At 54.9% G+C, this 19,419-nt stretch carries 20 protein-coding genes; 11 read left to right on the forward strand and 9 right to left on the reverse strand.

Annotated features, from left to right (window positions below; genetic code table 11):
• The first annotated feature begins 10 nt into the window (after positions 1-10).
• The 3 genes from ABJH13_RS04790 to ABJH13_RS04800 are packed head-to-tail and all read left to right on the forward strand — an operon-like array spanning position 11 to position 3,029.
• Entirely contained in the window at positions 11-886 is an 876-nt protein-coding gene (locus ABJH13_RS04790; RefSeq protein WP_348405079.1) for an ABC transporter permease subunit, read from the forward strand.
• Positions 883-1,701, forward strand: a complete 819-nt coding sequence (locus ABJH13_RS04795) for an ABC transporter permease subunit (RefSeq protein ID WP_348405080.1) — start codon at positions 883-885, stop codon at positions 1,699-1,701. The genes ABJH13_RS04790 and ABJH13_RS04795 overlap by 4 nt, the downstream gene beginning before the upstream one ends.
• On the forward strand, positions 1,698-3,029 hold the full coding sequence (locus ABJH13_RS04800; RefSeq protein WP_348405081.1) for an FAD-dependent oxidoreductase: 1,332 nt from the start codon (positions 1,698-1,700) through the stop codon (positions 3,027-3,029). The genes ABJH13_RS04795 and ABJH13_RS04800 overlap by 4 nt, the downstream gene beginning before the upstream one ends.
• Here the strand turns inward: ABJH13_RS04800 and ABJH13_RS04805 are convergent, their stop codons facing one another.
• Positions 3,030-3,698, reverse strand: coding sequence for a flagellar hook capping FlgD N-terminal domain-containing protein (locus ABJH13_RS04805; RefSeq protein ID WP_348405082.1), 669 nt, complete (start codon positions 3,696-3,698; stop codon positions 3,030-3,032).
• An 11-nt stretch (positions 3,699-3,709) separates the two neighbouring features.
• Positions 3,710-5,038, reverse strand: coding sequence for a flagellar hook-length control protein FliK (locus ABJH13_RS04810; protein WP_348405083.1), 1,329 nt, complete (start codon positions 5,036-5,038; stop codon positions 3,710-3,712).
• A gap of 129 nt (positions 5,039-5,167) precedes the next feature.
• Between ABJH13_RS04810 and ABJH13_RS04815 the strand changes: the two genes are divergently transcribed.
• The 5 genes from ABJH13_RS04815 (at position 5,168) to flbT (ending at position 8,156) form a co-directional block, all read left to right on the forward strand.
• Positions 5,168-5,449, forward strand: coding sequence for a rod-binding protein (locus ABJH13_RS04815; protein ID WP_348405084.1), 282 nt, complete (start codon positions 5,168-5,170; stop codon positions 5,447-5,449).
• Entirely contained in the window at positions 5,439-5,798 is a 360-nt protein-coding gene (flgN, locus tag ABJH13_RS04820) for a flagellar export chaperone FlgN (protein WP_348405085.1), read from the forward strand. Before ABJH13_RS04815 ends, flgN begins: the two co-directional genes overlap by 11 nt.
• A gap of 211 nt (positions 5,799-6,009) precedes the next feature.
• A complete protein-coding gene (locus ABJH13_RS04825) occupies positions 6,010-7,314 on the forward strand; it encodes a flagellin (protein WP_348405086.1) in 1,305 nt (434 codons plus the stop codon).
• 69 nt (positions 7,315-7,383) lie between these two features.
• A complete protein-coding gene (gene flaF / locus ABJH13_RS04830) occupies positions 7,384-7,755 on the forward strand; it encodes a flagellar biosynthesis regulator FlaF (RefSeq protein WP_348405087.1) in 372 nt (123 codons plus the stop codon).
• The gene (flbT, locus tag ABJH13_RS04835) at positions 7,752-8,156 is read left to right on the forward strand and encodes a flagellar biosynthesis repressor FlbT (RefSeq protein ID WP_348405088.1); all 405 of its coding nucleotides are present in this window, start codon (positions 7,752-7,754) and stop codon (positions 8,154-8,156) included. Before flaF ends, flbT begins: the two co-directional genes overlap by 4 nt.
• 39 nt (positions 8,157-8,195) lie before the next feature.
• On the opposite strand, the gene ABJH13_RS04840 is transcribed toward flbT, so the two are convergent.
• Positions 8,196-8,762: a carboxymuconolactone decarboxylase family protein gene (locus tag ABJH13_RS04840; RefSeq protein ID WP_348405089.1), complete on the reverse strand. Its 567-nt coding sequence runs from the start codon at positions 8,760-8,762 to the stop codon at positions 8,196-8,198.
• Positions 8,763-8,863: 101 nt separating this feature from the next.
• Between ABJH13_RS04840 and ABJH13_RS04845 the strand changes: the two genes are divergently transcribed.
• Together ABJH13_RS04845 and ABJH13_RS04850 are read left to right on the forward strand one after the other, a co-directional pair.
• Positions 8,864-9,436 carry a TetR/AcrR family transcriptional regulator gene (locus tag ABJH13_RS04845; RefSeq protein ID WP_348405098.1) on the forward strand — a complete coding sequence of 191 codons (573 nt, stop codon included), beginning with the start codon at positions 8,864-8,866 and terminating at the stop codon, positions 9,434-9,436.
• A gap of 110 nt (positions 9,437-9,546) precedes the next feature.
• Positions 9,547-10,134: a DUF4202 domain-containing protein gene (locus tag ABJH13_RS04850; RefSeq protein WP_348405090.1), complete on the forward strand. Its 588-nt coding sequence runs from the start codon at positions 9,547-9,549 to the stop codon at positions 10,132-10,134.
• 81 nt (positions 10,135-10,215) lie between these two features.
• Here the strand turns inward: ABJH13_RS04850 and ABJH13_RS04855 are convergent, their stop codons facing one another.
• From ABJH13_RS04855 to ABJH13_RS04875, 5 genes are all read right to left on the reverse strand, one after another.
• Positions 10,216-13,305: an efflux RND transporter permease subunit gene (locus ABJH13_RS04855; RefSeq protein ID WP_348405091.1), complete on the reverse strand. Its 3,090-nt coding sequence runs from the start codon at positions 13,303-13,305 to the stop codon at positions 10,216-10,218.
• Positions 13,302-14,408 (reverse strand): efflux RND transporter periplasmic adaptor subunit, encoded by a 1,107-nt coding sequence (locus ABJH13_RS04860; protein ID WP_348405092.1) that lies wholly within the window; start codon positions 14,406-14,408, stop codon positions 13,302-13,304. The genes ABJH13_RS04855 and ABJH13_RS04860 overlap by 4 nt, the downstream gene beginning before the upstream one ends.
• 218 nt (positions 14,409-14,626) lie before the next feature.
• Positions 14,627-15,346 (reverse strand): DsbA family protein, encoded by a 720-nt coding sequence (locus ABJH13_RS04865; protein WP_348405093.1) that lies wholly within the window; start codon positions 15,344-15,346, stop codon positions 14,627-14,629.
• 35 nt (positions 15,347-15,381) lie between these two features.
• Positions 15,382-16,566 (reverse strand): 23S rRNA (adenine(2503)-C(2))-methyltransferase RlmN, encoded by a 1,185-nt coding sequence (rlmN, locus tag ABJH13_RS04870; protein WP_348405094.1) that lies wholly within the window; start codon positions 16,564-16,566, stop codon positions 15,382-15,384.
• An 83-nt stretch (positions 16,567-16,649) separates the two neighbouring features.
• Positions 16,650-17,180 (reverse strand): invasion associated locus B family protein, encoded by a 531-nt coding sequence (locus ABJH13_RS04875; RefSeq protein WP_348405095.1) that lies wholly within the window; start codon positions 17,178-17,180, stop codon positions 16,650-16,652.
• A 178-nt stretch (positions 17,181-17,358) separates the two neighbouring features.
• On the opposite strand from ABJH13_RS04875, the gene ABJH13_RS04880 reads away from it, so the two are divergent.
• Positions 17,359-18,339: an asparaginase gene (locus ABJH13_RS04880; RefSeq protein WP_348405096.1), complete on the forward strand. Its 981-nt coding sequence runs from the start codon at positions 17,359-17,361 to the stop codon at positions 18,337-18,339.
• 14 nt (positions 18,340-18,353) lie between these two features.
• Here ABJH13_RS04880 and serB read toward each other — a convergent pair whose 3' ends face one another.
• Positions 18,354-19,235 (reverse strand): phosphoserine phosphatase SerB, encoded by an 882-nt coding sequence (gene serB / locus ABJH13_RS04885; protein ID WP_348405097.1) that lies wholly within the window; start codon positions 19,233-19,235, stop codon positions 18,354-18,356.
• Positions 19,236-19,419: the final 184 nt, after the last annotated feature.

Below are 19,419 nucleotides of genomic sequence, written 5' to 3' on the forward strand. Positions count from 1 at the left end.
GGGCGGTTTGATGCAACGTTTTGCCCTGATTGCAGTCCCTTACGCATGGCTTGTCGCGTTGTTCCTGATCCCTTTTGTGATCGTTTTCAAGATCTCGCTGTCGGACATTGCCTTGGCGATCCCCCCCTACACGCCGCGTCTAAACGAAGGGATCGGCCCATTTTTCGCGGCATTAGATTTCGAGAATTTCGTCTTTCTCACATCGGATGATCTTTACTGGAAGGCCTACGCAAGCTCATTCCAGATCGCGGGAATATCCACGATCTTCACCTTGCTCGTTGGCTACCCCATCGCCTACGCAATGGCCCGTGCGCCCGAAGAGTGGCGCGCGACGTTGATGATGTTGGTTATTTTACCCTTTTGGACCTCATTTCTCATCCGGGTTTACGCATGGATGGGGATCCTTAGCCAAGAAGGGTTTCTTAACCAATTCTTGATCTGGACCGGCATAATCAGCACGCCCCTCACCATCCTCAACACCAACACCGCAGTCTACATCGGCATCGTCTACACCTATCTTCCCTTCATGATCTTGCCGATTTTCGCGGCGTTGGATCGTCTAGACGAGTCCCTCATAGAAGCGGCCGAAGACCTAGGGTGTTCACGATTTCAGGCCTTCTGGCTGGTCACGATCCCCTTGTCGAAAAATGGCATCATCGCTGGTAGTTTTTTGGTGTTCATCCCTGCCTTGGGCGAATTCGTTATTCCGTCACTGCTCGGTGGTTCGGGTACCTTGATGATCGGGAAAATCCTGTGGGAAGAGTTCTTTAACAATCGCGACTGGCCCGTCGCCAGCGCTGTCGCGGTCGTCCTATTGTTGATCCTGATCATCCCCATCGTTCTGTTTCAACGCAACCAACAACGCCAAGCGGAGCAAGAAACATGAACAAGCTCAGCTGGTTCAACGTCACCTCCCTGACATTGGGGTTCGCATTTCTCTATCTACCGATGGTTATTTTGGTCATCTATTCATTCAATGAAAGCAAACTGGTTACAGTGTGGGCCGGATTTTCGACAAAATGGTACGGTGAACTTTTACAAAACGAAGCCTTTCTGGATGCGGCATGGGTCACGATCAAAGTGGCCGTTTTATCATCGACCTGCGCCACGGTTCTCGGCACGATGGCGGCGTATGTGCTGGTCCGCGGTGGTCGGTTTCTGGGCCGAACGGTCTTTTCCGGCATGATTTACGCGCCTTTGGTGATGCCAGAGGTAATCACCGGCCTATCGTTGCTGCTGTTGTTCATCGGATTTGGACTAGATCGAGGCGTGCTCACGATTGTCCTCGCCCACACGACATTTTCGATGTGCTATGTGTCCGTGGTCGTATCATCGCGATTGATGAGTTTTGATCGGTCGCTAGAAGAAGCCGCGCTTGATCTGGGGTGCTCAAGTTTTGACGCATTCCGGCTCGTTACCCTGCCAATCATCGCACCGGCGGTCATTTCGGGGTGGTTGCTGGCCTTCACTTTGAGCCTCGACGACCTCGTCATTGCCTCGTTTGCGGCCGGCCCATCCGCAACAACGTTGCCGATCAAAATCTTTTCGGCTGTCCGCCTAGGTGTCTCTCCAGAAATTAACGCGCTATCAACGATTATGATCGGGATTGTTACCGTAGGCGTCATTGCCACATCCCTTGTGTCCAAACGCAACAATCTTCGGCAACAAAACGACGAGCGCGCTGCCGCACGCACAATATGACCCGCATTTTTTCGGACTATGCCTACGGCGCAGGGCCCCGCGACGGATGCTGGTGGGACAAGACCTGTAAAACACCAACACGCCCAACGCTTGAAGGCTCGAAAACTGCGGATGTCGCTATTGTTGGCGCAGGCTTTACCGGCCTATCTGCCGCACTACACCTCGCGAAAGCCGGTCTCTCTGTGAGAGTGCTCGATACACATTTCCCAGGGTGGGGCGCGTCTGGTCGCAACGGCGGTTTTTGTTGTTTAGGCGGAGGCATGTTAGAGGATGCGGAACTGGATGCAGAATACGGCCTCGCCCAACGTCTCGCATTCCGGAAATCTGAAAAAGCCGCTGTCGCGTTGGTTACTGATCTGATCGACGAATACCAGCTGGACGTAGACCGGCATTCGTCAGGCGAAACGGAACTGGCACATCGCCCCAAAGACATGGCTGCGCTACGCGACAAGGCCCAGTCGGTGCTTGAAAATTATGGTGTTACGCCTTCGCTCATAGAACAGCATGCTCTTGAGGATCATGGGTTAGGGCGCGAGTTTTTCGGCGCTCTGACAATTCCAATAGGGTTTGGCCTTAATCCATTGAGGTACGTTTCAGGTTTGGCGCGCGCTGCCGAATGCGAAGGCGCCATAATACATCACCACACGAACGTCACATCAATCCACACCAAAAACGGCCGCTACGCACTTGGCACGCAAGCAGGCACCGTTCATGCCGACCATACAATCATTGCGACCAACGGATATTCTTCAGAAGATATCCCTGCTGATTTGGCGGGACGCTACATGCCTGGCCAATCCAACGTCCTAGTAACGCGCCCACTCAATTCGTCAGAAATTGAACGTCAAGGCTGGTTCAGCGATCAAATGTGCTTCGATACGCGACATCTGTTGCATTACTTTCGTCTTATGCCAGATCGGAGGTTTTTATTTGGCATGAGAGGTGGGTTGCTGAGTGGCCCATCCGCAGAGGCGCGATCGCATCATCGCATACGACGGGAATTTTGCAAAATGTTCCCTGAGTGGGCTGACGTCGACGTAACTCATATGTGGTCAGGTATGGTGTGTCTGTCTCGAAATCGTATGCCGTTTATCGGAGAACTCGCCAACAATAGCAATATGTGGGCGGGGCTTTGCTATCACGGAAACGGTGTCGCAATGGGCACTTTAGGCGGTAAAATTCTTGCGGAGCTGATACAAGGAATTCGCCCCAGGCACTATTCGGAAGCGTTACGCAACCCGCTAAAGAAATTTCCGCTTGGGCGAGGGCGGCGTGCTCTCATGCCGCCTCTCTACCTTGCTTTGATGGCCTCGGATATGAGGCCCTAGTCAGGCAGCCTCGCGCAATGCACTGACGTCATCGGCCGTAACAACAGAACCACCGTCAAGCACGAAGACGGTATTTGTGCCGTCGCGGCGGGCTTCAGTGATTTTTGCATAGGTTTCAGCCGCTGTTACACCCAGTTCTTGCCCGGCTGATCGGCTCTCCACTTTAAACGTGTAGAGGCCACTGGGAAATGCGCTGCCGGTGCTGTCTATGCCCACCCATTCAACCACTTCACTGTCGAGCGGTATCGTTTTTCGATCAACTTCAGCACCATCTGAGTTATACGCAACGATAAATGCCTCATCAGCACCCGTCTCAATCTCAGGCGCAACCGTGATCGGAGACCCATCAAATGACACAGCCGCTGTCGTTCTGGCCTCCATGCCAATCCACCCAGCAATCTGGCCTATATTCGATGCCGAAATTTGACCGCTAAGCAAATTAAGTAGGTCGTTGGATTGAACCTGTTGTTCCACCATCGAAAATTGCGCCAATTGCGAAGCGTATTGCGACGAATCGATCGGTTCCAGTGGATCCTGATAGCGCGCCTGCGCAGTGAGCATTTGAAGAAACGTCTCGAAATCTGATGCCAAGACGGCGGCAGTGCTTTCAGTTTCAACCGCTTGCGGAACACTCGTTTGGGTCGTTTGAGTAGGGGTTGTTACATCCATTATGATTCTCCTTAAATTCGCAAATCAACACCAGAGGAAGGCGCCATAGTCACAGGTACAACAGGTTCAACGTCGGGTGCTTCGGCTGACGCGCTTGCATGTAATTCGGAGCTGCCATCACCGTTTGCTTGACCCTCGGCGTCTGTTTGACCTTCATTGAAGGCAAAATTAATATTCTCGTACCCTAAAGCTTGGAATTCACGTGCCAGCTGATCGATGTGCCGACGCATCAGATCCAACGTTTCCGGGCGCTCCGCGAGGACATTCAGAGTAATGCCTCCCTCCGACGCGGAAATGCTCATCCGAACGCGCCCCAGTTCTTCTGGATTCAGTGACAGTTCTACCGGTCTATCAGGGAGCCGCTGCAAAACTTCAGCCATCTGACGGCCGATCATACTCGGTGTTTCTGGTCGCGAAAGCGTTTGTGCGAGCGTTGTCGGCGCAGTGCTTCGCGGATCCCAGGTCGAGGGGCCCTCAACATCACCGACGGGTGAAAGCGTTGCTACATCCAACCCGGCAGAATCAGGTTGTGCCGTAATCGGCATGACAGGTTGCGGCGTTGCTATGGGCGTTCGTGGAACCGCAGTTTCAGCATTTACTTTAGGGGTTGCCGATGGCCCGGCAGTCAACATGTCGAATCTATCCGCTTTGCGGCTTTCCGTTCCTTTGACCCTCATTTCAGGGGTCGGAACTGTCGGCTCTTCTGGAGTGGTGGAAAGCACAGCAGGCGCAGGTAAAACCGGCTCTTTGTTCAGCGCAGCGATCGTTCGCGAATTCGCCTCACCTTGGGCGGCATTACTCAACTGTGCGGTCAATGCAGTATCTTGAGCCGGTTGTACGACGTCACCTTTCCCTTGAACCAATGGACTTTGAACATGTCTTTGTGGGTGCGGCACTTCCAGGGATTGCGCAACCGTCGGGGTATCAGCGCGCGCCGGGACTGCGTCAGGAACCTTGGCTTGCACGGCATCTTGTTGCGCACGAACACGCTGGGCAAAAAGTAGCTCGCTCGTCGCAGGAACTGTAGGTTTCTGGGCTGGCCCTTCTGAAACAGTATCTTGTTTCGGCTTCACTACCTCTTCGAAATCAGCTTCAATCCCTAGTGCGAATTCATCATCTATTTCAGCGGCATCACCATCAATCGCCGTGATATCGGTAGGCTTCGGCTCCTCAACTTCAACATTACTGTCGTCAGCTGTCGCTAAAGTTGTTTCCTCAGCCTTGGGATCGTCATCCGCGGTATAGGCTGCTTCAAAATCGGCCTCGGCCGCATCATCCGTCGCCTTATCTGCGGCAGGCATTTTCTCGTGCTGGCGATTTTTAGGCGCCACTTGGGTCATTGGGATTTCTAACACAATTATCTCCGGGAATTCTTCCTCGCTCGCAGACCTTATCTCCGGTTTTGGTTACTGCATCTTTACCGATTGCGCGCATGATCACAAAAAGTAGTTGCAATTGGAGACACTTGTATGACCCCAACCTCACCGGTCGGCGCCACGCCGACCCCCATGTCCCCTCAAGACAAAGCCCTCAAAGAGGTCGCCCAAAAACTTGAGGCCAGTTTTCTTGCGGAAATGTTGAAATCCGCAGGTTTAGGGAAAACCAGCGAACATTTCGGCGGGGGCGCTGGCGAAGACCAGTTCAGCTCGTTTCTAGTGGAAGAGCAAGCCATGCAAATGGTGAAAGCCGGCGGAATCGGATTAAGCGAATCACTTTTCGACGCATTAAAGGAGAAACAGAATGACCAATGAAGATTTTGAAGACATAATCGATGCACTAGACGATGTACTAGAAGCGGAGCGTACCGCGCTGCTCGCCGGTGATCTTGATGAAATCGGCCGGTTGCTTGAACGCAAAGAAACGCTGATCGATCAACTTGCAACATTGGACGAAGCCGATCGTGAGCCTTTGGAGGCCCTCAATGCAAAGGTCAAACGCAATCAAGCCATGCTGGATCAAGCATTGGAAGGGATCCGGTCGGTGTCTCGTAGACTTGCTGCATTGCGCCGTGTCCGCAGTTCGCTGGAGACCTATGATGAAAAAGGCGAACGCCGTACCATCAACCTGGCAACACAAGGCGATGTTGAGAAGCGCGCATGATGTTGGATTTGATTAAAAACCAACCGACACAGACAAAGTGATTTAAGCACTCATTAGCCTTTTCAGGGGCATGTTGGCGTTGCATCCGAGGTCGGGTGGCGCTTCGTCAGACAAAGACGACAGCATTGGTCAGAATGACTGTTTGGTCCCCAGACAAATGTACTGGGGGCACAATCCACGCAAAGCGTGAATGATCAAAGGAACATGCTTCATGTCGAGCATTCTTACAAACAACAGCGCAATGGTTGCGCTTCAGACTCTGAAATCCATCAACCAGAACCTGGGCAAAGTCCAAAGCGAGATTTCCACAGGTAAAACCGTTGAAAGCGCCAAAGACAACGCAGCTGTTTGGGCGATTTCCAAAGTTATGTCCTCGGATGTGTCGGGTTTCGAAGCAATTTCAGATTCGCTTTCATTGGGTCAAGCTACTGTTGGTGTCGCTTTGGACGCGGCCGAAGGTGTGACCGATCTGCTGACAGAAATCAAAGGCAAGATCGTCAACTCCCAGGAAGACAACGTAGACCGGGAAAAAATTCAGACAGACATCGAAGCTTTGCGGAGCCAGGTTTCTAGTATTGTTGGCGCGGCACAGTTTAACGGTCTGAACTTGCTGTCAAACACAGATACCGAAGCAGGTTCTGGTACAACAAGCATCCTGTCTTCTCTTGATCGTGCTGCTGACGGTTCGGTCGTCGATTCCAGCATTGACGTCGTCAAGCAAGATCTGGGTACCAACCAAGAATCTATTGACGCTTCGGGTACCTTTACTGCGGCCGCCGTTCCAAACACCGTAATCAACACCGCGACCGCATCTGCAGACATCGACTTGTCGGCGCTTGCCGTCGCAGGCACCGCCGTAACCATTAACTTTGTTGGCACCGACGCAGATGCGAACACGTTTACTCCTGCTGATTATACAAATGCGACCACTGGGGGTACAACCGTCGCAGAAGCGATTGCTGGCGACGTCACTTACGTCGTACGAGATGGTGATACGGCAGCGGATATCGGCTCAGCTCTCGCCGACGCTTTTGCAACGTATGCCGCAGAAAATGGCTTAGACACGAGTATCATCAATCTTGAGGCAAACTCCACTGGTTTGACCGCGTCGAAAACCGCAACATTTACCGATGCTGGTGATAACATTCAAGTGCGTGTTGCTTCGGTTGTCTCTGACGAAAATGTTATCGGCGGTGGTCTTGCAGCTCTTGCAGACATCGACGTCTCCACTGCGGAAGGTAGCGAAGCTGCGCTAGCTGCAATCGAAGGTTTGATCCAAACATCGATCGACTCTGCAGCGGCATTGGGTTCGGCGGGTAGCCGTATCGAAACTCAGTCTAACTTTGTCAGCGCTTTGACCGATAACCTGAAGTCGGGCATCGGTGCGTTGGTGGACGCCGACATGGAAGCCACCTCGGCAAAACTTCAAGCGCTGCAAACACAACAGCAGTTGGGTGTTCAGTCGTTGTCTATTGCCAATCAGGCACCACAGACCATCCTGTCGCTCTTCCGTTAAGCGATATCTCAGGGGCGCGGCACGTCGCGCCCCTGAACCTTTTCACCAGTACCAAATAAAGGTTATATCGTGAACGCATACGCACAGGCCCAAAGCGCATACGCGCCCGCAGCGGCCCCGACCAGAACGGCACGCAGTGCAGAATACGAAGTCATCGCAAGAATATCTCATCGCCTGAAAAAAGCGATAAAATCCAATAAATATCCAGCATTGGCTGAGGCGTTATACGAAAATGACAAACTTTGGAAAACACTCGCAATTGATGTGATGGATGACGGTAACCTACTGCCCGACGAATTGCGCGCCAATATCCTCTATCTGGCTGAGTTCACACGCCTACACACTCAAAAAGTACTTCGTAAAGAAGAATCCGCCATACCGCTTCTCGAAATAAATGCAACAATTTTAGGCGGCTTGCGCCCAGCGGGAGAGACAAAATGACCGGTCTGGTTTTAAAACTTAGCCCCAAAGAGCGCGTATTGATCAATGGCGTTGTAATCGAAAATGGAGATCGCCGCAGCCGCCTCGCTATCATGACGCCCGGTGCAAACATTCTTCGTCTACGCGATGCTATCCATCCCGAAGACGCAAAAACCCCAGTTAAACGTGCCTGCTTTGCGATGCAACTTGTCCTATCCGGGGACAAGGATCCAGATGACGCGCATTTGCAGCTTCTGAGGCAGATAGAAGAGCTAAGTCAAGTGTTTACTGATACAGATAGCCGTAACGTATTAGCGGAAGCGACGCGCGGCCTCGTAGAAAAACAACACTATAAGTCACTCAAAGCACTCCGTGCACTACTACCCCGTGAAGAACGAATTTTAGCAACAAGAATGAACTGAAATTCAGGCGTGCAAATGTCATTTGCACGCCTATTTTCTTTAGACCTTCAAAGGCGTACCGCCTCTTTCCCACAACAGTGGATGAAAAACCTCATCAACCGGTGTCTCTGCAACGTGGTTTATATAGTTAGACATCGTTTTTTGAGCCAACCCTAAAATGACGTCAAGCACAGCTCGATGACTATAACCCGCATCAAAAAATACCTGCATTTGACCCTGCGAAACATTACCTCGCTCGCGAACCATTTGCACCGTAAAGGTGCGCAGTGCTTCGAGCTTCGCGTTCGGCAAGGGTGTTTCATTCCGAAGCGCTTCTGTAATCTCATCAGAGACCTTCATCATTTTGGCAATGCCCGTGTGCGCTGGAACGCAGTAGTGGCACCCATGTTCAACGTTGATAGACTGCCAAACTACGGTTAGCTCATCAGCGTCAAAATCGGTTTCGGTGAACAGTTTGTGAAGCAATTGGTAGGCTTCATAAGACTGAGGGCTCTCAGCCAGGACTTTATGCAGTCCAGGCAAGCGCCCAAATGCTTTTTGCGAGTTCTCGAGCAGTGCTTTGGAACCTTCGGGAGCAGATTCCATATCGTGTGCGGGGAATGCCATATCTTACTTTCCTAATAAATTTCCGTTCTAGGATTAACTAGGGTTTATTGAGCGATCACTCAAGTATATATTTGAGCGATCAATCAAATATTGGTGACCCAATGCCTCGCAAACCTAACTACAACCGTGACGACCTGATCGAGCGCGCCCGCGATTTGTTTTGGCGACAAGGCTGGGCCGGGACATCATTAAAAAATCTAGAAGCAGAGTTGAACATGAAACCCGGAAGCTTTTACGCAGCGTTTGGGTCAAAGGATGCACTGTTTGCGCTCGCATTAGAAAAATACGCATCGGACGGTGCGAACCGACTTCGCCAACTGAAAGAAAGGCATGGGCCACTTTGTGCGTTGCAACGCTTTCCAGCAATGGTCGTGAATAATCCTGAGTCACCAGCCAAGGCGTGTATGTTGTCCAGAACGCTTCTCGAACTACAGGCAAGCGAGCATCCATTGGCCGAACTTGCAAACCAACACCTTCTCAAAATGGAGGCTCAGTTTTGTGAATTATTCACTCATGCACAGGCACTAGAGGAGATCAGCACGAAACACCGTCCCGATGTGCTAGCCCGTAGATATCAGTCAGATCTTCTAGGGTTGAGGGTCTCGGCAGAACGCAACGATGTTGATGCGGGCGCTATCGCGGCCGAAATTGCCCATGATCTAAGCGCGCTTTGAGCGCTAACGCCAGATCCTCTTTGGTGTGACATTCGAAGGCACCCGTGCCATCATATTTATTACTGAATGATCCGTATCTTCAATCACCAAGCCCAATGGAGCGCGCGACAATGACAGAAAAGCTGACCCACGTTCTTAAACTGATCGATGACGCAAATCGCGCAGATCCGACGATCCATATTGACGACGAAGGCGTTCCGCATCCCGAGGCCTATCTTTACGGTCAGCGCATGTCCTCAGAGTTAGACCGCCTGTGTGGTAATACGGCAAGCGACGTTTTGCGGATCGCGGCACGCGGCCAACACATCGAACGCTGGCAGATAAAGCGCGCGCAATACCCGGAGGGACGAACGGGCTATTTAACATGGCGCCGCGACCAAGCCCAAGCACATGGCGACCGGTTAGCAGGCTTTATGCAAGACGCAAACTATACCCCCGAAGACTGCGAGCGTGTCCGTATTTTGTTACGCAAAGAAGGTTTAAAACGAGACGCCGAAGTACAACAGTTAGAAGACATCATCTGCTTCACCTTCATCAAGTGGTACTTCAAACCGTTTGCCGAAAAGCACCCCGATGAAAAAGTGTTGGACATCGTAGCCAAAACAGCTCGGAAAATGTCGACCGACGCACGCACCCGGGCTCTCGCCGAGTTTGATTTGCCTGACGCATTGCGAGACGTGATGAGCGCCGCCGCGTGACACATCGAAAGCGTCCGTACATCGCATTCTAGGCGCCTAGCTCACATGAGGTAGCTTAGTTCATCGAAAAACGCGAATACACTACGACAAACGTGCAAGTTCTGTATCTAACCGCCTTGATGCCGCCCCCGGCCTGCTGCCCCAGACTGTGATCCACCGATAAAATATGGGCGTGAGAAACAGCGTAAACACAGTGGCAAACCCAAGGCCACCGACAATGACCCAGCCAACTTCCATACGCGCTTCGGCGCCTGCACCAGACGTCAAAACCAACGGCAATCCACCCAGAACCGTGGACACCATCGTCATCATCACGGGCCGAATGCGCAGGCGCATCGCGCTTCGGATTGCGGTATCAATGTCGTGCCCGGCTTCGCGCAGTTGGTTGGCAAATTCAACGATGAGAATGCCGTTTTTTGCCATGACCCCGATCAACATCACCAGCCCGATCTGGCTATAATAATTCAATGACCCGCCGCTAACCGAAATCGCCAGAAGCGCCGCAGCGAGACCAAAAGGCACCGTCATCATGATAACCAGCGCGCTGGAAAAGCTCTCAAATTGGGCAGCCAGCACCAAAAGCACCACGATCAGCGCAATTCCGAAGACCAAAAACACCGACTGAGTGCTGTCGTTCAGGGTCGCGGCTTCGCCTGTAAACACAAGGCCCACGCCGTCGGGTAAGACGTCATTCGCGAGAGCGCGCGCTTCGGTGATGGCCACAGACAGATCCACCCCGGCGCCTAGATTGGCCTGCAATGCGACAGATAACGCGCCGCCCAGACGTTCGATTTGCGCGTCAGTAACGACCGTTTCCAGGGACGCGACCGACGACAGCGGCACATAAGACCCATCCGCCAACCGGATCGAGATCGATTCGATATCAGACGGGTCGTCGATCGGCGGCCCGCCGGGCACCACGTTGACGTCGATCTCTTCGTCATTTTCGAACACGCTGACCGCGACATCGCCCTGCACCAACGCGCCCACTACACTGGTAATCGCGGCTGGCGACAGACCCATGTCGCGCGCTGCGGCTTGATCCACACTGACTTGCAATTCCGCGTTCACGGGTGAATTGGACAGCTGCGGGTTCACGAATGTCGCGTTGCGAGACATCGCGGCAACGAGGGTATTGGCGGCTTCTGTCAGGTCTTTCAGATTGTTGCCCGTAACCGCCAGCCCCAAACCACTGCCGCCCCCCCGAATGTTGAGACTATTGGGGGACCGCGTCCGGATCCGAACACCCGGCACAGATGCCATTTTCGCGGTGACTTCGCGCATCAGATCGGCCTGAACGTAATCGCGGGCGTCCCATCTGGGCAATCGCACAACGATGAACGCGCTGCTGCCACCGCGGATGCCGATGATGCTTTGCACCGCTCTGATTTCGCCGCTTTCGACATAGGGTGCCAGCACGTCTTCTATCATCAGAACTTGGCTATCGAGATATTCAAGCGTGGTATCCGAGGCACCGCTGGCCTGTATCAAAAACACCCCACGGTCTTCTGTTGGGGTGATGCTGGAGGGCAACGTCAACGCCGCGCCGATGGCAAAGATCACAAAGCTGGCGGCGATGGCCAGAACCAAAAGAGGCGTACGGATCGACCAATCCATGATTTTATCAAAACTGCGCGCCAACAGGCCGGGCTCTTTGGGGGGTGCGCCGGGTGTGGCCAGTGATTTACCCGGATCCAACAGCGCCGAAAGCACTGGCGCCAACGTCAATGCCGTGATCGACGACAACGTCACCGCAAAGGCCAGCACAAACCCGAATTCGGAAAACACGCCACCGGCCTGTCCGGGCAAGAACGAGATGGGGATAAACACCGCGGCCAAGGTTGCGGTTGTCGAGACCACGGCAAAGAAGACTTCGTTCGTCCCGGTTGCGGCGGCAGCGAATGCCCCCATGCCTTGAGCCCGTTTGCGCACGATATTTTCAACCACCACGATTGCGTCATCGACCACCATGCCCGTCGCCAAAACCAATGCCAGCAAGCTGATCGTATTGACCGAAAACCCCGTGATCCAGATTGCGGCCAGCGATCCGATCAGGGCAACAGGGATCGTCACCGCCGGGATCAACGTGGCGCGCGGCGAGCGCAAAAACAAAAAGATCACAGCCGTTACAATCACCGTCGCCAGTAAGATCGATGTCACGACTTCGTTGATCGCGCTGTCGACAAAAATACCGTCATCGGAGCCAATAATAAGCTGCACACCCTCTGGTAGTTGGGTCCGCAATTCCTCGACGGCCGCTGTGACCTGTCGCGAAATTTCCAACGTATTGCCGACCGATTGCCGGGTGATGTTCATCCCCACGGCGGGTTGGTCATTCACGCGGGCATAAACGGTCGAGTCCTCAGGCACCAGTTGCACCAGCGCGATATCGGCGATCTGCGTGGTATCGTTTACCTGAATGTTTTGGATGCCTTCGATGGTCACATCCTTGTTGGCCACGCTCAGCGGCAACGTCTGACTGTCGCTTTCCAGCGTGCCCAAAGGCGTGTCATCCCGCAGCACGCCCAGCGCATCGCTGACGTCAAAGATCGTCAAGCCACGGCTCAACAACGAGGGCATGTTCAGCGTCACGCGGAACTCGTTGGCCCTGTCGCCACGTACGCTGATCTCGGCGATGCCATCGATGGTGGACAGCCGCTCATACACCGGGCCCTCGGCGATTTGGGTCAGTTCGTTGAACGTCGCATCACCCATCAGCGCCAGCCGGATGATCGGGTCCGCGTTGGCGTTGCCCTTGCTGACAATCGGATCATCCACGTCTTCGGGCAATGACCGCAGAGAAGACGATACGATTTCACGCGCTTCATTGGCCGCCAGATCAATGTCGGTGCCATCGGACAGGTCAATCGTGATGCTGCTGGATCCAGCGCTGGAATCAGATTCCATAAACGACAGACCCTCAAGCGCGCTCAGCGCATCTTCGAGAACCTGCGTCACCTCTTTATCCACCGTTGCAGGCACTGCGCCTTCAAAGGTGGTGCGCACCGAAATCACAGGCCGTTCGACATCGGGCATTTCGCGCACATCGACACTGGTCAAAGCGGCGAGCCCCGCAATGATGATCAACACATTCAAGACGATCCCAAAAATAGGCCGGCTGACAAAAAGGGTGGCAAAGCCGGTTTTCTGCAGCTTGTGCTCAATGCTCATGATTGTGGCTCGGCGGTGGAATTGACGCGGGCGCCGGGGCGCAATTTGGCGGCACCCTCTACGACAACCGATGCGCCCAATGGGACATCCGTTTCGACCCAAACACGGGCGCCTTCGCGGTACCGGATCGCAATGGGTTCGCGCGTGACGCTCCCGTTTTCTTCGACCCATATGCCCGCGCCGCCACGGTCCCATGTGATGGCTGTGGCGGGCAGCACTGGCAATGGGTCTGTGGCTTCGATCATGCGCACTGCGAATGTCATGCCCGAAATCAGCAACCCATCAGAGTTGTCTATTTGCGCGCGCACCGTGGCACTGCGCGTTGTGCTGTCGAGCTTGGTATCAAAGGCGGTGACGCTGCCATGAAAGACGCGTCCGGCATAGGTGGGCGTGCCGACAACGACGGGTTTGCCGATTTCCAGCAACGCAATGGATCGTTCAGGCACTTCAAATTCCGCCACCAAAACACTGGATTCGTCAATCGTTACAATCGGATCACCGGTGCTAAGGTAATCACCAGGCAACAAGTCGCTGAGGCCAAGCGTCCCGGCGATGGGCGCTGTGATCGTACGGTCGTCTAGTTCAACTTGGGCGATTTCCATATTGGCCTCAGCCAGACGCAAGGCAACGTTGGCATCGCTCAGCGTAACATCGGTGATCGTGGAATTGCCGGTGTTGCGCAGTGTCGCATAGCGCGTCAGCGTATCTTGCGCCTGATCGCGTTCGGCCGTTGCGATTTCCAGCGCCAGCCGTTGGGTGCGGTCGTCCAAACGGACCAATACTTCGCCCGGTTCGACCTGCCGATTTGCGTCCAGCATGATCTCGGATACCTCGCCGGTGACGCTTGATACAAGATCGACGCTGCGCACCGAGGTTGCCGTCCCAATCGTTCGCAAAACCACACTAAACGGCATGTCGCGCAAGGGCTGCATGACCACGTTTGTCTCGCGGTTCCGTCCGCCTTGTCGCGCAGTGCCGCCGCCTGTGTCGTCTTGGGCGGTGATGCCAACAGCCTGCTGAATGACCGATGGCACACCGAAGTTATAGCAATAGGCGGCGGCCAATACACCAAGTGAGGCGAGGCTAACGATGATCTGTCTCAAGGACTTTCCTTTGCTGCTGTCGCGCCGTTGGTATGCGGCGCTGCTGCTTAGAACGCGGGAGCCGTAGATTTCCGTCGGAGGTTTACGCCAATTTGTCAAATATCAAAATGGTGCGAAACGCCCGCATGTCGACTTTAAGGCCTCTCTAAGTAGCAATGATCAGCGTAAAGTGAACACAGGCGGCGAAATTTTGGGCCTGATGCAGGCCTGCCAGATATTTACGCGCGTTCCCTTGGCGCCATGCACCCCACGAAGGGTGTCTCACGTTCAAGGGCTATCACCTGTTCAAGCTCACGTTCAGGCAACGCACCAATCACAAGCGTGCGGCCGACCATAGCGCCAGGCGTGCCGGGAATACCCAACGCCCGCCCCAATGCCAACGCGTCTTCAACCGCCTGCACGATCTGGGGACTGGACGCATCATTGGCCAGCTGGTCGGCATCTAATCCATGGCGCTCCGCCACGTCGCGGATGCCAACAAGACCGGGGCGCAGAACGCGCTGCATCATATCCAAATGGATCGCTGTGTGATCCCCCTGCCGTGCGGCAGCCAAGGCGACACCTGCGGCGCGCACCGACCGCTCCCCAAGAAGCGGCAGCTCATGGAACCGCACATCAATGGGCGCACCTTGCGCCTGTAGATCCGCCAACCGCTGATCCAAAATAGCGCAATAAGGACAGTAATAGTCACTAAAAACCGCGACCGGCACCCGGTCTGTGGTGATGGCATCGGGGAAAACAGCGGTACAGAGATCCTGGGGCAAACGGGCTGTTGCCGCGGCTTCGTCGGGGGTTTGCAGCCCCGCAAACATATCAGCCCCACCCGACAGATTGCCCCGGTTCAGGCGTCGAAACCCCGGAATGGCCCGCATGGGGGTGAACTCAAACGCGGTCTGCCGACGTCGCAGCAGCGGCGGTATCGCGAGGGCAACGGCCATGGCGCCGCCCACAACGATCGCATCGCGCCGCCGCATCAGGCGTTTGCGATCCCGGCGTCTGCTTCGATCTGACGGCGTGATTTGCGTGCGCGTTCGGTCGCCGATTTGAGCTGCCCACAGGCCGCCATGATGTCTTCGCCACGGGGTTTTCGCACTGGCGACGAATAGCCCCCTTTGTGGATAATATCGGCAAACGCATGGATGCGATTGTTCGAAGACCGTTTATAAGGCGCGCCGGGCCATTCATTAAACGGGATCAGGTTGATCTTGGCGGGGATGCCGTCGATCAGCTTTAGCAGACGGTGGGCGTCTTCGTCGGTATCATTCACACCGTTCAGCATGACGTACTCAAACGTGATCCGCTCGGAATTGGATACTTTGGGATAGCTGCGCAGCGCCTCGAGCAACTCTGCGATATTCCAGCGCTTGTTGATCGGCACCAGAGTGTCGCGCACGTCATCGGTGGTGGCATGAAAACTCACCGCCAACTGACAGCCGATTTCCTGAGCCGTGCGCGCGATTTCAGGCACAACACCGGACGTAGACAGCGTGATCCGGCGGCGGCTAAGCTGAATACCCTCTGGATCCATCGCGATCTTCATCGCATCACGGACGTTTTCGAAATTATAAAGCGGCTCACCCATCCCCATCAAAACGATATTGCTCAGCAGGCGTGCGTCTTGCGTGCGCGTGCCATGCTCGGGCCACTCACCCAGATCGTCGCGCGCCATCATCACCTGCCCGATGATCTCAGCCGATGTCAGGTTGCGTACCAGTTTTTGCGTGCCCGTGTGGCAAAACGAACATGTCAGCGTGCACCCAACCTGGCTGGACACACACAGCGTGCCGCGCCCCTCTTCGGGGATATACACAACTTCGACCTCGTGGCCGCCAGCGATCCGCACCAGATATTTGCGTGTACCGTCTTCACTGACCTGCTTGGACACGACCTCGGGGATCTCGATGACAAAACGGTCGCTTAGGTCCGCACGCAGAGATTTGCCCAGATTGGTCATCGCGTCAAAATCACGCACGCCCCATTGGTAGATCCATTGCCAGATCTGCCCCACCCGCATTTTCGCCTGCTTTTCAGCGACGCCAGCCTCGATCAGCGCCGCGCGCATCGCGTCGCGGGTCATACCCACAAGGTTGGCTGGCCCGTCCGGCAATTTGCGCGGAATGGTGTGAACATCTTGCGTGATCGGTGCTGCAACAGACATGCGGTTTCCTGACGTGACGAAGATGCGCCTCTATATAGAGGTTTCCGCCAAGATCAAAAGGAAAACACCGTCAAAGTTACCGCCTAGCTTGCGCAGCGCTTTTCGGCCTCTTCAATGGCTGCGGTAAAGCCCCGTAGCGAAAAGGTATCTTTTGTCGTCGTGCCACGGCTCGACAGGCCGGTGACGACCGCATCAGCACCACGGCGCATGGCGGCTACAATCTTGGCGTCTTCTTCGGGGGTTTCAGGCCAAGCCCATTCCCCATCGGTAAACAATGCAAAATTCGACCCGCTGATATCAATGTTGACCTTGGACCCGCTGGCAAACGGATAGCCACCGGTAAAGGTGACCTGTGCGGTTGCGCCGGACCCAGGGCGGTAAAACACCATCAGCAAAATCTGCCCGCGGGTGGCCGCCGTGACCTTCCCATCGCGCGTGTTTACAGTGTTTGTGGGTATGGACACGCCCCAACATTCCTTGGGGTTTGTGTCTTCGTAAACGCCCCAATCGGTTTTTTCAGCAACCAGATTGCTGCTTTGATCTTGCGCGTGTGCAGCCGTCGCCATCAGCGCCACCGCTGACACCACGCCGACGAAACCTTTGAAAATTCGCATGCCTTACAGCCTCCAGCCGTATTTAACCTCAATGCCTTGGGTGTTGCCCGGCCAGTCTTTTTCGACCCGCTCTCTTGCAAGACCCCTCAATCTTCTCGACAATTGTCATAATAGCGCAAAAGCCGCGACCCCGGAAAGGGTGATTAGCAGGTTTTTGCCACAAAAACGAGGATCGAAAATGACGCAACCCACCCCTATGGTCGAAATCTGGCGCGGAGAATTTCTAGAAAGCGCGCACGCCGGGCACGCAGTGGTCTGCGATACGTCGGGCCATATCGTCGAGGCATGGGGCGATCCTGATGCGCTGGTTTTGCCGCGCAGCTCGTCCAAGATGATACAGGCGTTGCCGTTGATCACCTCTGGCGCGGCCGATGCCGCACGCCTGACGACCGAACATTTGGCGTTGGCCTGTGCATCGCATAACGGCGCGTCGATCCACACCGACCGGGTGAACACATGGTTAGGTGATTTGGGGTTGGCCGATGATGCCCTGCGGTGCGGGCCGCAATTGCCCAATGACCCCACCGCACGCGAAGGTCTGATCTGTGGGGATGCAAGCCCGTGCCAGATCCACAACAATTGTTCAGGAAAGCACGCAGGGTTTTTGACGCTGGCCAAACATTTGGGGGCGGGTCCCGAATATATCGATGCGGATCACCCTGTTCAAATGGCCGGGCTCGATGCGTTTGAACAGACAACCGGGGAAACCTCGCCCGGGTTCGGGATAGACGGGTGTTCTGCGCCGAATTACGCCACCAGCCTGACAGGCATGGCCCGCGCAATGGCGCATTTTGCCGGTGCCGCATCAGACAGCGCCGAGGCGCGCCTGCATCAAGCCATGCGGTTACACCCCGATTTGGTCGCAGGCGAAGGCCGCGCCTGCACCGAATTGATGCGTGCGATGGGCGGCAAGGTCGCGATCAAAACAGGCGCGGAGGCATTTTTCATAGCGATCTTGCCAGAGCAAAAATTGGGTGTTGCGCTCAAAATTGTTGATGGCAGCACCCGCGCGTCTGAATGTGCGATTGCGGCGATATTGGTCAAATTGGGCGTGTTAGAGCCTGCTCACCCAGCCACCCGCAAACGCATGAACGCACCAATCGAAAACCGCCGTGCGGTTCAAACCGGGTGGATCAGACCGGCAGCTGCTTTGTGCTAATGCGTGTTTAGGGTCTAAGCAGGGGTTTCAAAATCGGCTTTGGCATAGCCCTGTAGATACAACAACGCCGTCAAATCCCCGTGGTTGATCCTGATGTCACATTGTGCTGCCACGCTGGGTTTGGCGTGCAGCGCCACCCCCATACCCGCACGCCCCAGCATGCCCAAGTCGTTGGCGCCATCACCCACAGCAAGCACGTCTTGGTCAGTCAGGTCGAGACGTTTGGTGATATCTTCCAGCGCATCAACCTTGGCCTGCTGGCCCAAAATTGGCATGCCAACGTCGCCGGTCAATATGCCAGCGTCCGAGAGCAATGTATTTGCGCGGTTTTCGTCAAAGCCAAGCTGCTTTGCAACTGCGCGCGTGAAATCGGTGAAACCGCCCGACACAAGGGCTGCATATGCGCCCTGAGCCTTCATCGTCGTCAAAAGCACCTTGCCACCGGGCATCAGCGTAATCCGTTTTTCCAGCACGTCGGAAATGGTGGAAACGGGCAAACCCTTTAACAGCCCAACACGAGCACGCAAAGCGTCTTCAAAATCTAGCTCGCCGTTCATGGCGCGGGCGGTGATCTCTTTGACCCGTTCGCCAACGCCGGCCTCATCTGCCAGTTCGTCGATGCATTCTTGCTGGATCATGGTGCTGTCCATATCCGCCAAAAGCACGGCTTTGCGTCGGCCCTTGGTGGGCTGAACCACAAGATCCACACCTTGGTTTTGCACATCTGCCCAGACATCCCACAGGTTATCTGGATGCTGCGCGACGGCAAATTCTGCGGCCTCATCGGGCGCCAACCAGAGCACATCGCCACCACCCCATGCGTTGCGCAACGCCTCGGCCAAGGCAGGATCAAGGGCGCGCCCGGTCGGCGCACCAAGAAGAGTAACGGTATACATGAGCAAAAATCCGATCAACGCAGGGGGTGTTGCGGTGTTCTAGCGCCGTTTTTTTGAACACGCCAGAGCAGAGGCCGCCGCCGTGTTCCGCTCACGATCTCTGCGTTGGGAGGTCGCGGATGGTGCCAGGTTTGGCTAGATCATCTTGCGCCTCACTTGCCTACCCAGGGTTTGAGCTTTCTGG

The organism is Roseobacter sp., assembly GCF_039970775.1.
Lineage (GTDB): Bacteria > Pseudomonadota > Alphaproteobacteria > Rhodobacterales > Rhodobacteraceae > Roseobacter.

Bases quoted from the DNA above. Each gene is read 5' to 3' on its own strand.
- ABJH13_RS04880 (WP_348405096.1), top strand. From the start codon at position 17,359: ATGACGCAACCCACCCCTATGGTCGAAATCTGGCGCGGAGAATTTCTA.
- serB (WP_348405097.1), bottom strand. From the start codon at position 19,235: ATGTATACCGTTACTCTTCTTGGTGCGCCGACCGGGCGCGCCCTTGAT.
- ABJH13_RS04840 (WP_348405089.1), bottom strand. From the start codon at position 8,762: ATGGCATTCCCCGCACACGATATGGAATCTGCTCCCGAAGGTTCCAAA.
- ABJH13_RS04865 (WP_348405093.1), bottom strand. From the start codon at position 15,346: ATGGCCGTTGCCCTCGCGATACCGCCGCTGCTGCGACGTCGGCAGACC.
- ABJH13_RS04800 (WP_348405081.1), top strand. From the start codon at position 1,698: ATGACCCGCATTTTTTCGGACTATGCCTACGGCGCAGGGCCCCGCGAC.
- ABJH13_RS04805 (WP_348405082.1), bottom strand. From the start codon at position 3,698: ATGGATGTAACAACCCCTACTCAAACGACCCAAACGAGTGTTCCGCAA.
- flbT (WP_348405088.1), top strand. From the start codon at position 7,752: ATGACCGGTCTGGTTTTAAAACTTAGCCCCAAAGAGCGCGTATTGATC.
- ABJH13_RS04845 (WP_348405098.1), top strand. From the start codon at position 8,864: ATGCCTCGCAAACCTAACTACAACCGTGACGACCTGATCGAGCGCGCC.
- ABJH13_RS04810 (WP_348405083.1), bottom strand. From the start codon at position 5,038: ATGACCCAAGTGGCGCCTAAAAATCGCCAGCACGAGAAAATGCCTGCC.
- ABJH13_RS04850 (WP_348405090.1), top strand. From the start codon at position 9,547: ATGACAGAAAAGCTGACCCACGTTCTTAAACTGATCGATGACGCAAAT.
- ABJH13_RS04795 (WP_348405080.1), top strand. From the start codon at position 883: ATGAACAAGCTCAGCTGGTTCAACGTCACCTCCCTGACATTGGGGTTC.
- ABJH13_RS04790 (WP_348405079.1), top strand. From the start codon at position 11: ATGCAACGTTTTGCCCTGATTGCAGTCCCTTACGCATGGCTTGTCGCG.
- rlmN (WP_348405094.1), bottom strand. From the start codon at position 16,566: ATGTCTGTTGCAGCACCGATCACGCAAGATGTTCACACCATTCCGCGC.
- ABJH13_RS04815 (WP_348405084.1), top strand. From the start codon at position 5,168: ATGACCCCAACCTCACCGGTCGGCGCCACGCCGACCCCCATGTCCCCT.
- ABJH13_RS04825 (WP_348405086.1), top strand. From the start codon at position 6,010: ATGTCGAGCATTCTTACAAACAACAGCGCAATGGTTGCGCTTCAGACT.
- ABJH13_RS04875 (WP_348405095.1), bottom strand. From the start codon at position 17,180: ATGCGAATTTTCAAAGGTTTCGTCGGCGTGGTGTCAGCGGTGGCGCTG.
- ABJH13_RS04855 (WP_348405091.1), bottom strand. From the start codon at position 13,305: ATGAGCATTGAGCACAAGCTGCAGAAAACCGGCTTTGCCACCCTTTTT.
- flgN (WP_348405085.1), top strand. From the start codon at position 5,439: ATGACCAATGAAGATTTTGAAGACATAATCGATGCACTAGACGATGTA.